Raw genomic sequence first — 9,213 nt, forward strand, 5'->3', positions numbered from 1 at the left:
CGCGCCCTTGAAAGGATGCTTTATGCTTGAAAACGTGAATTCTAAATACGATCGGCGTAATATTGATTGTCTATGCCTAGAGATTATTGTCGGATCGCTTGTTGGTGGCCCTTTTCTCTTTGGTGATCATTTCGTATTGCCTGTTCAGGAGCATCATAACTAAATGCTTCCGCCCATAGTCGTATATCGCCTTGGCAGCATAGGTGACACTGTGTTTGCGCTTCCCTGTTTTCATGCCATTCGAAAGCATTTCGCCGGTCGACGGATTGTGCTGCTGACGAATGTGCCAGTTTCGGGGAAAGCAGCTCCGTTGATGTCTATCCTTGGAAGCGATGGGCAATTCGCCGATCAGGTTATTGATTACCCTCTAGCGCTGCGCGACTTGCGCGGGATTCTGACGTTGCGGGCAAAAGTTCGTGCGACAGGCGCACGAGAGGCGGTTTATTTGATGCCGGTACGAAGCCGTGGCGCAGTCTGGCGTGATTGGTTGTTCCTTCTCAGCGCCGGTGTTCGTAAAGTGTACTGTCTTCCCAGCAGTGATGACCTGCGCAGACCGCGCAGAGATCCTGTAACGGGAGAGATCGAGCGCGAGGCAAGCCGTCTCGCTCGATGCTGCAAAAAGCTTGGTTCTATAGACCTGCTAGACCGCGCGAACTGGAATTTGGAGTTGACAGAGGCGGAACGCTCCCGCGGAGAAGAGATATGCAACCCACTAGCCGGGGTGCCAATCATTGCGGTGAACATGGGCGGCAAGGCAGCTGACAAGGACTGGGGGATGGGGAATTGGGTCGCGTTGCGAGAACTTATTTCCAGTCGCGGACGGTTTGGAATGCTGGTGGTAGGCGCGGGGGAAGACGTCGAACGAGCCGAGACCTTTCTGTCTGGATGGGATGGTCCAGGAGTGAATGCGTGTGGGCAGCTATCGCCGCGCGAAAGCGCTGCGGCACTATCGACTGCGTCCTTGTTCATCGGCCATGACAGCGGCCCACTGCACATGGCCAGTGCCGAGGGGGTACCCTCAATCGGTGTCTTCGGGAATTTCAACGAACCATGCCAGTGGCATCCGGTCGGATCCCATGTGCATATCATTCACCGAATGGAGGGACTCCATCACATCACGCCTCAGGAGGTATTCAGAAGCGCTTCTGAACTTCTTGGTTTCGAAAGTGATCGAGAAACCCTAAACAAAGTATCCTTGCCATGAGTATCGCCGACGACTTGCGCCACTGGGCTCTCAACGATGCCTTTCCATTGTGGGCTGCTCACGGACTGGATCAGAGCGGAGGTTACTTCGAACTCTTACAGGCAGACCTTAGCCCTGTGGAGCACGACCGCCGTGCTCGGCTGACGGCGAGACAGATTTTTTGCTTCTGTGCAGCGCGACAGATGGGGTGGGACGGACCAGCAGAGGCGTGTGCCCGTCATGGGCTGGACTTCCTGACAGCCAACCTTATTAGCCCTGATGGTAGAGTTATCATGGCGTGTTCCCCTGGCGGGGCAGTGGCCAAGAATGGCCACGACCTTTACGATGATGCATTCGTACTATTCGGATTGGCAAGCTTCGATGCCACTTTCGGACCCGATCCGCAGGCGCGCGCCGCCGCACGCCGAATAGCAACACATTTGGTAGATCATTACGGACGTGAGGACGGGCTTTTTAACGAGAGCGTGCCGGCAGCTCCGCCATTGCTGGCAAATCCGCACATGCATCTACTGGAGGGTTTTTTGGCTTGGGCGGAGACCGATGATGATGTCGACAGACATTGGCTGAACCTAGCAAGCGGCATTGCACGCCGCGCACTATCGACTCTCATTCAGACAGATCCTGTGGTATTACCCGAAGTTTACGCACTGGACGTAACCCCGATCCGTCAGCAGGGCGACTGGCTGCTAATAGAGCCGGGTCACCAATTTGAATGGGGGTGGCTTCTGTGGAGGTGGGCCGGATTTGTCAACGAACCCGCAGCACGAGAGGCCGCGCTGGCGATTGCGAGTTTTGGTGAGAACTATGGAGTAGACGCCGCTCGCGGTGCAGTAGTTAACGCAATTGACGAGACGGGCACGCTACGTGACGGCAATGCAAAACTCTGGCCGCAGACAGAGCGCGCCAAATTCTGGCACGTGGTCTCTATTGAAGGCCCCCCGGAACTACGCGCGGAGGCGATGGCGCGGCGCGACCAAGCGCTAGTCTGCCTGAAGCGGTTCCTTGATGCGGGGGCTCTCCCGGGGCTCTGGCGTGAGGTATTAACATTGCACGAAGGTTTCGTTGAGGAGCCAGTCCGTGCCTCCAGCCTTTACCATGCGCTTTTCGCCATCCTCACGATAACCGGTACTACCAAAGCCGGATCAATCCGAGATCTTACATGAGTTCCCAGAATACAATCCTACTTGATTCCGCCATTTCGACGTTCCCGGATGTCCGAGTCATGTGCGTAGGCGACGTAATCGTTGATACTTACAATAATGGCAGTGTAACCCGGATCTCACCGGAGAGCCCGATCCCGGTATTTAATTCCGGGATCGAGATGATGGTGCCCGGCGGCGCCGCAAACGTGGCTCGCAACGTCACTGCACTTGGCGGAGACTGTGTGATGATCTCGGCCATAGGCCAAGACTTAGTCGGACAGACTCTGATCGCCGAGCTTTCAAAAAATCCTAAGCTAATTCTAGACGTGCACAGGGTGGCTGGTCGCCCGACCAGCCACAAAATTCGCTATGTTGCCCAGGGTCAGCATATGCTAAGAGTGGATAATGAGAGCTCGGCACCACTGGACTGCGAAGCAGAGGCTGCGGTGCTTGACCGTGTCCTACACCACATACACAGTTGCACTGTGATCATTTTGTCGGACTATGCCAAAGGCGTTTTAACTGACCGAGTCATTTCGGAAATTACTCAGGCGGCTCGCAGCCTTGGCAAGCCAGTGGTGGTCGATCCAAAATCATGTAATCTGTCCCGATATGCCGGAGCAACGGTACTCACGCCCAACCTGAAAGAAGCGTCGGCCGCATATGGCGCACCAATTGAGAGCGACGAGCAAGTGGTCGCTGCCGGCGAGGAGTTGCGCGCCGCTGCCGGAATCGATAATCTGCTGATCACTCGTTCGGAAAAGGGCATGACCCTAGTTGAAGGCGATGGCCGGCCGCACACCCATATTCGCAACGTGGCCATAGAGGTCTTCGACGTAGTTGGGGCTGGCGACACGGTGGTGGCAACCCTGTCATTGGGGCTGGGATCGGGACTTGAATTGGCAGACGCAGCCTATCTGGCCAATACAGCCGGCGGAATCGTAGTAGGCAAGCGTGGCACCGCCACCATCAGCCCTGATGAGCTACTTGAGCGGCTAGCTAAGATCAATGCCGGCAATCGCCGCATAGGCGCGCCATTGCTGCTGAGCGCACGGGCGGCAGGCAACTATGCCGCGGCACGGCGCGCTGAGGGCAAGCAGGTGGGCTTTACTAATGGTGTTTTCGACATCGTCCACCCAGGACACATTTCAATTCTTGAGTTCTCCCGTGCACAATGTGACTGCTTGATTGTCGGATTGAATAGTGACAATTCTGTACGCCGTTTAGGCAAGGGTCCGGGCCGACCGATCAACGGAGAGCAGGACCGAGCGACAGTACTGGGTGCCTTCGGTACTGTCGATGCCGTAGTGATCTTTGAAGAAGACACCCCAATTGATTTGATCCGAGAAATCCGGCCTGATGTGCTGATCAAAGGTGCTGATTACTCAATAGAGACCGTGGTTGGATCGGACATCGTGCTGGGCTACGGGGGGCGTGTTGAGTTGGCGCGCCTGATTGAAGGGAAAAGCTCCACCAACATCATCACGAGGGCAATGATCGGAAAGGCCGTGACATCATGATCCTTATCACAGGTGCAGCGGGCTTCATTGGCTCCAACATTGTGGCAGACCTCGAAGAAGCATGTATAGGGCCGGTGGCCGTTTGCGACTGGTTCGAAGATAGCGACAAATGGCGTAACCTAGCTAAACGCGATATCACCGAGTTTATTCCCCCAAATGAAATCTTCGATTGGCTGAGAGGGCGCACCGACATCACCGGCATTGTCCACATGGGTGCTATTTCGGCCACCACCGAACGAAATGTCGACTTGCTGGTGGAACGCAATATAACAATGACGGTTAAACTCTGGGACTGGTGCGCGAACGCAGAGGTTCCCTTTATATATGCGTCTTCGGCCGCGACATATGGAGCATTAGAGAAAGACCTCGTTGATAGTCAGAAGCCTGAAGACTTGGCTGCGTTGCGACCATTGAACGGATATGGATGGTCAAAGAATGCTACCGACAAAATCTTAATGCGCCGAGTCGCTAACGGCGAGAAGTGCCCGCCACAGTGGGCCGGGCTCAAGTTCTTCAATGTCTATGGTCCAAACGAATACCACAAAGGCTCAATGATGAGCGTTGTAGCGAAATTTTTTGAGCCGGTGCGTACAGGTGAGATAGTAAGGCTGTTCAAGTCGGATCGTACAGGCATCGCCGACGGCCAGCAAATGCGTGATTTTGTGTATGTGAAGGATTGCACAGCGGCGATAATCTGGCTGCTGAGGAACCCTTCCGTCTCCGGGCTGTTCAATATTGGCACGGGCAATGCCCGCAGTTTTGACGACCTCGTCCGGGCGATCGGGCTTGCGCTAAGTATTCCGGTCAAGATTGAATACATTGACATGCCGGAAAATCTGAAAGGCCGATACCAGTACTTTACTCAAGCAGAAATGACCAAACTGCGAAAGTCAGGTTTCGAGGCGCCGTTTCATAGTCTTGAGGCAGGTGTGCGCGACTATGTGAATAGCTACCTCAACACGGAAGATTGCTATCGATGAGCTGCGTAATATCTGCAACAGTACCTTGCCTCTTTCTCGATCGTGACGGAACAATCATCGTTGAACGAAACTATCTTTCGGATCCTGATCTAGTGACGCTGGAAGTTGGGGCAGTCGAAGGTCTGCGCCGGTTCCATGACGCCGGCTTCAGGTTGATAGTGGTTTCGAACCAATCTGGAATCGGACGTGGCTATTTCACGGAAGCGCAACTCGCCGCTGTCAATGAGCGGTTAGAGTCTTTGCTCATAGCTGAGGGTATTGAGATCGCTTCATGGCACCACTGCCCACATCGCTCTGGTGACAGTTGCATCTGCCGCAAGCCCCGAACGGGGATGCTGGATGAGGCGGCCAAGTTGTTGCCCCCAGGAGCGGGAGTCGACTGGGAGCGTTCAATTATGGTAGGTGACAAAGCTTCGGACATTAATGCGGGATTGGCGCGGGGCTGCCGCGCGGCACTAGTTTTGACCGGCCAGGGAGCCGGCGATGTCGGAGAAATGCGCGCTGCGGGCGTGCCTGTTTGTGCTAGCCTGCATGCGGTGGCGGAATATTTTAATCTGTAGAAGAAGTTGATCTGAGAAACTGCTGCCGGCAAGGATGCGCACATCAGCCAAGGCAGCAAATTGGCAGCGCGCCTGAGTGCGCCTTCAGCTTGCACGAGAATTAGGGATCTGTTTCCTAACGGCTCCCGAGATCCTTCGCTCGTTTCTGACTGCTGATTTCCTCGGCAGAACTACTGAGTAACTATGACACAAAGAAAATCCTTTCGAACCCAATTCCTAAGCGGCGCCGGTGCAGAGGCTTATTCTCAGACAGTGACGATTTTTACTCAGCTCATTGCGATTCCCGCGATGGTCACTTTGTGGGGTGCTAGTACGTATGGCTCATGGCTGGCGATTTCCGCCCTGCCTGCCTATTTCTCGATTGCAGACCTAGGTATGGGGCAGATTTCCGGTACAGAGATGACCATGGCAGTCGCACGTGGCGATCGCAACTATGCTCGGGCAGTTAACCAAGCTGCTTGGTTTACAATTGCCTCCATAGCGCTTTGCATTCCCTTCTTGGCAGCACTTCTAGGAGCATTAATTCCACTTGCCGAGATTCTTAAAGTAGCACCTGAACAGTCATCCCAGACCTTGCCTGCTTTTGTGATGCTATCGTGTTCGGCGGCTATGTCGCTAGCTTTCGGAGCTCTCGGAGGGGGCCTGAAGACAGTCAATAAACAGTGGTTAGCAATTGTGATCACTGCCACCAATAGGCTTGTTTCCTTCATCGGACTGCTATTGGTTGCAGCTTTGGGAGGAGGTTTTTTAGCGGCCAGCGTTTTCATGGTGGTGGCACAATCACTACTATTTGGTGCGACCGGGATTTGGTTCTATCGTCATGAACGCTGGCTGAAACCTACAGGAGAGGTACCAGAGTGGAAGTTGGTGCGTCTATTAGTCGGCCCATCGCTGTCCTACATGTTCTATTACCTAAGTAATCTCTTTACCATTCAAGGAGTAACTGTCCTGGTCTCCGCGTCCTTGGGACCCGCGATGGTGGTGGTGTTGCAAGCAATCCGAACACTGACTCGCTTGGGACGAATGGCGTCCACGATTGTAATCCACGCAATACAGCCAGTCTTTGCACAGTTAGCCTCGGAGGAAACTCCCGATCAACGCTTGCGGATCTTCCGGCTTTTAGTTATTTCGGCAATGGCTGGATCCATGGCCTATTTTATTGGCATGACCACACTTGGCCCCAATTTCCTTCGGTATTGGACGAAGGATGTTGTGGTGGGCTATAACAAGCTTCTATATCTGATGACTGCCGCCATTGTCTTCGAAATCATGTGGTTCACTCTTCAGACGCCCTTTACTTCTACCAATCGTCATTCGGTGTTTGCGGTCTGGTTATTAGTGTTGTCCGCCGCCGGACTATTAGCTAATATCGTACTGCTCCCGGTGCTTGGGGTTACGTCCGCAGGTTGGACCCTGTTGGGAACTCATGTATTGATGCTGTTGGTAACACTTTGGAAAATGCGCGGCAGAGATATCTGAAGCCCCATAGCTGCTTTATGCCCACAACTGCCTCTCTTCTATCGTGATTAGCAAGTAAGTAATTCTAAGATTGCGCGAAGGGTTGAAAAATGGCTAGGCTGTTAAAAAAAACTTGCACCAGTGCCGGGCGTTTGACGTGTCTAGGTGGATGGTGAAGGCTAAGTGCGGTTGTCGAGTTTTCTGAATAGGTTTCCGCGCCTAAACTGAAACGGTTCTCATGAGTTCTAAAAAATGAAAATATTGCGTATCATCGGCTATGTTGATCCGACTCATGGCGGGCCCGTTGAGGGTATAAAGCGCTCGTCGGAACGGATGCAGGAGCAGGGGCATGAAACCGAGATAGTCAGTTCCGATCATGCCAATGCACCCTATATTGCAAATTTTCCGATGACAGTACACGCCTGCGGCCGAAGTGACAAACAAGGTTGGGGCTATAGTCCGGACATTGAGCAATGGATCGTTCGCGAGGGACATCGTTTTGATGCAGCCGTGATTCATGGCATCTGGCACTGGTCTGCGGTGGGCGGTTACCGAGGACTAAAGCGGGCGGGAGTTCCTTATGTTGTTTTTGCTCATGGAATGTTGGATCCATGGTTTAGAAAAGTAAAACCGGTTAAGCATTGGATCAAGCAGGTCTATTGGTGGATGTGGTTGGGCCGGGTGATGCGCGATGCTCAATGGGTGCTGTTTACCACCGAGGAAGAGATGCGACTTGCCCAAGGTGCCTTCTGGGGTTATCCGTTCAAGTCCCGCACTGTAGCCTATGGTGCCCCGGACATACCGAACCGAGATAATCAACAGCGTAACGCATTTGCCGAAGCATTGCCCGACGTCGTTGGCAAACCTTATCTCCTTTTTCTAAGTCGGATCCATGCGAAGAAGGGTTGTGACTTGCTAGTTGAAGCCTTCGCTGCAGAGGCACAACGATGGCCTGGGTTGCAGTTGGTTGTCGCGGGGCCAGATTCTGACGGATTGGTCGATGGTCTCCGAGAGCGGGCGTCCAAACTTGGTGTAGGCGACCGCATTCACTGGCCTGGTATGCTGAGCGGCGATGCGAAATACGGCGCCTTCCGTGGTGCTGAAGCTTTCATCCTGCCTTCGCACCAAGAAAATTTTGGTATTGTAGTTGCAGAGGCAATGGCTGCCAGTTTGCCGGTGATGACCACTTACAAAGTCAATACGTGGCGAGAGGTGGTCGCGGGTAAGGCCGGGTTTGTGGAATCTGATACCTACGACGGGATCCGCAAACTGTTGGCAAATTGGCTAGCGCTTCCAGCTGAGCAACGGAAGGCAATGCGGGCGACAGCTCGTGCCACTTACGAACGTCATTTCATGATTGGCAAGGCTAGTGATGCGCTAGCTGAGGTGTTGGAGGAGGCCATTGCAATTCGAAATAGTGTTCGGTTGTGAGACATCATCGGCGTAATACAGGATTTCATTGACCTTGGGGTCGTGTCTCGGAAGTGGTGGAAATTCGAAGGCGGCTGAGTAATGCGGAAGTCAAACGGCCGTTCTCTCCGGATCGAAGGCCTCGCGCCGGCGGAGTATGGTCCATATCACCGTCACACGGCGCCGCGCGAGGGCGATCAACGCCTGGGTGTGATGTTTGCCCTCACGTCGCTTGCGGTCGTAGAAGGCGCGTGAAGGTGGATCGCGGGTCACCACTGCGCAGAACGTGCTCTGGTAGAAGACACGCTTGAGCGCCTTGTCCCCTCCGAACGCTCTTCTGCATCCGGCGCGTTTGCCCGACTGGCGCCTGACGGGCGCAAGGCCGGCCGCGGACGCCATGGCATATGCCGAGGCCTCCATTTTTCAGCGGCCGACTGCGGCGCTTTGGCGGCGGCGGCGGTGTGATAGTGGCGTGCGCGTGGGTATGTTTTCGGGATCAGGTCGGCGTGTTGGCGGAGCCGGTGCCTTCGATCTGAACGACGACGGCATGGTGCAGGAGCCGATCCAGAAGCGCGGTCGCGACCACGGGATTACCGCAACCACCCGATTTCGCCCGCTTGCCTGAGCGTGGGTTGATCGTAAGCGGGAAGCCGTGGCCGTTCAGGCTTTGTAACTCCATGGCATGAGAGCGTCGATTCGGCGCTCGGCCATTGGTTGGCGATGCGCTCCAGGGGGACTGGGTCAGCCATGCCGCCGGGTCTACGTTGTTCATCTTGCAGGTCAGCAACAGCGTCGCGATGGTTGCCCATGTGCTGCCGCCGCCATCCGATCCGGCGAACAGGCTGCTCTTTCTGGTGATGGTCATTGCCCGTTCATTCTGCCCATGTCGGGGAAGATCGGGAAGTCCATTACCGCTGGCATCCCTATTTCGGACTGAAG

The 9,213-nt window shown here is 54.5% G+C and carries 8 protein-coding genes and 1 pseudogene; 7 read left to right on the top strand and 2 right to left on the bottom strand.

The window, feature by feature from the left end; translation table 11 throughout:
- The first annotated feature begins 211 nt into the window (after positions 1 to 211).
- The 7 genes from OU682_RS18980 to OU682_RS19010 all read left to right on the top strand — a co-directional run bounded on the left by OU682_RS18980 (position 212) and on the right by OU682_RS19010 (position 8,295).
- Positions 212 to 1,204 carry a glycosyltransferase family 9 protein gene (locus OU682_RS18980; protein WP_268943777.1) on the top strand — a complete coding sequence of 331 codons (993 nt, stop codon included), beginning with the start codon at positions 212 to 214 and terminating at the stop codon, positions 1,202 to 1,204.
- Positions 1,201 to 2,367 (top strand): AGE family epimerase/isomerase, encoded by a 1,167-nt coding sequence (locus tag OU682_RS18985; RefSeq protein WP_268943778.1) that lies wholly within the window; start codon positions 1,201 to 1,203, stop codon positions 2,365 to 2,367. The genes OU682_RS18980 and OU682_RS18985 overlap by 4 nt, the downstream gene beginning before the upstream one ends.
- The gene (rfaE1, locus tag OU682_RS18990) at positions 2,364 to 3,866 is read left to right on the top strand and encodes a D-glycero-beta-D-manno-heptose-7-phosphate kinase (RefSeq protein WP_268943780.1); all 1,503 of its coding nucleotides are present in this window, start codon (positions 2,364 to 2,366) and stop codon (positions 3,864 to 3,866) included. The genes OU682_RS18985 and rfaE1 overlap by 4 nt, the downstream gene beginning before the upstream one ends.
- Positions 3,863 to 4,846: an ADP-glyceromanno-heptose 6-epimerase gene (rfaD, locus tag OU682_RS18995; RefSeq protein WP_268943782.1), complete on the top strand. Its 984-nt coding sequence runs from the start codon at positions 3,863 to 3,865 to the stop codon at positions 4,844 to 4,846. The genes rfaE1 and rfaD overlap by 4 nt, the downstream gene beginning before the upstream one ends.
- Positions 4,843 to 5,406: a D-glycero-alpha-D-manno-heptose-1,7-bisphosphate 7-phosphatase gene (locus tag OU682_RS19000; protein WP_268943783.1), complete on the top strand. Its 564-nt coding sequence runs from the start codon at positions 4,843 to 4,845 to the stop codon at positions 5,404 to 5,406. Before rfaD ends, OU682_RS19000 begins: the two co-directional genes overlap by 4 nt.
- Before the next feature lie 183 nt (positions 5,407 to 5,589).
- Entirely contained in the window at positions 5,590 to 6,885 is a 1,296-nt protein-coding gene (locus OU682_RS19005; protein ID WP_268943784.1) for a lipopolysaccharide biosynthesis protein, read from the top strand.
- Between the two features lie 240 nt (positions 6,886 to 7,125).
- Positions 7,126 to 8,295, top strand: a complete 1,170-nt coding sequence (locus OU682_RS19010; protein ID WP_268943785.1) for a glycosyltransferase — start codon at positions 7,126 to 7,128, stop codon at positions 8,293 to 8,295.
- Positions 8,296 to 8,385: 90 nt separating this feature from the next.
- Here OU682_RS19010 and OU682_RS24320 read toward each other — a convergent pair whose 3' ends face one another.
- A complete protein-coding gene (locus OU682_RS24320) occupies positions 8,386 to 8,694 on the bottom strand; it encodes a transposase (protein WP_371832276.1) in 309 nt (102 codons plus the stop codon).
- A 240-nt stretch (positions 8,695 to 8,934) separates the two neighbouring features.
- Positions 8,935 to 9,145: pseudogene (locus OU682_RS19020) on the bottom strand (transposase domain-containing protein); the annotation flags it as partial.
- Positions 9,146 to 9,213 lie beyond the last annotated feature (68 nt).

Source organism: Paracoccus benzoatiresistens, from assembly GCF_026913015.1.
GTDB lineage: Bacteria > Pseudomonadota > Alphaproteobacteria > Rhodobacterales > Rhodobacteraceae > Paracoccus > Paracoccus benzoatiresistens.

Coding starts and splice junctions, on each gene's coding strand:
- rfaE1 (WP_268943780.1), top strand. CDS start 2,364: ATGAGTTCCCAGAATACAATCCTACTTGATTCCGCCATTTCGACGTTC.
- OU682_RS18985 (WP_268943778.1), top strand. CDS start 1,201: ATGAGTATCGCCGACGACTTGCGCCACTGGGCTCTCAACGATGCCTTT.
- rfaD (WP_268943782.1), top strand. CDS start 3,863: ATGATCCTTATCACAGGTGCAGCGGGCTTCATTGGCTCCAACATTGTG.
- OU682_RS19005 (WP_268943784.1), top strand. CDS start 5,590: ATGACACAAAGAAAATCCTTTCGAACCCAATTCCTAAGCGGCGCCGGT.
- OU682_RS24320 (WP_371832276.1), bottom strand. CDS start 8,694: ATGGAGGCCTCGGCATATGCCATGGCGTCCGCGGCCGGCCTTGCGCCC.
- OU682_RS19000 (WP_268943783.1), top strand. CDS start 4,843: ATGAGCTGCGTAATATCTGCAACAGTACCTTGCCTCTTTCTCGATCGT.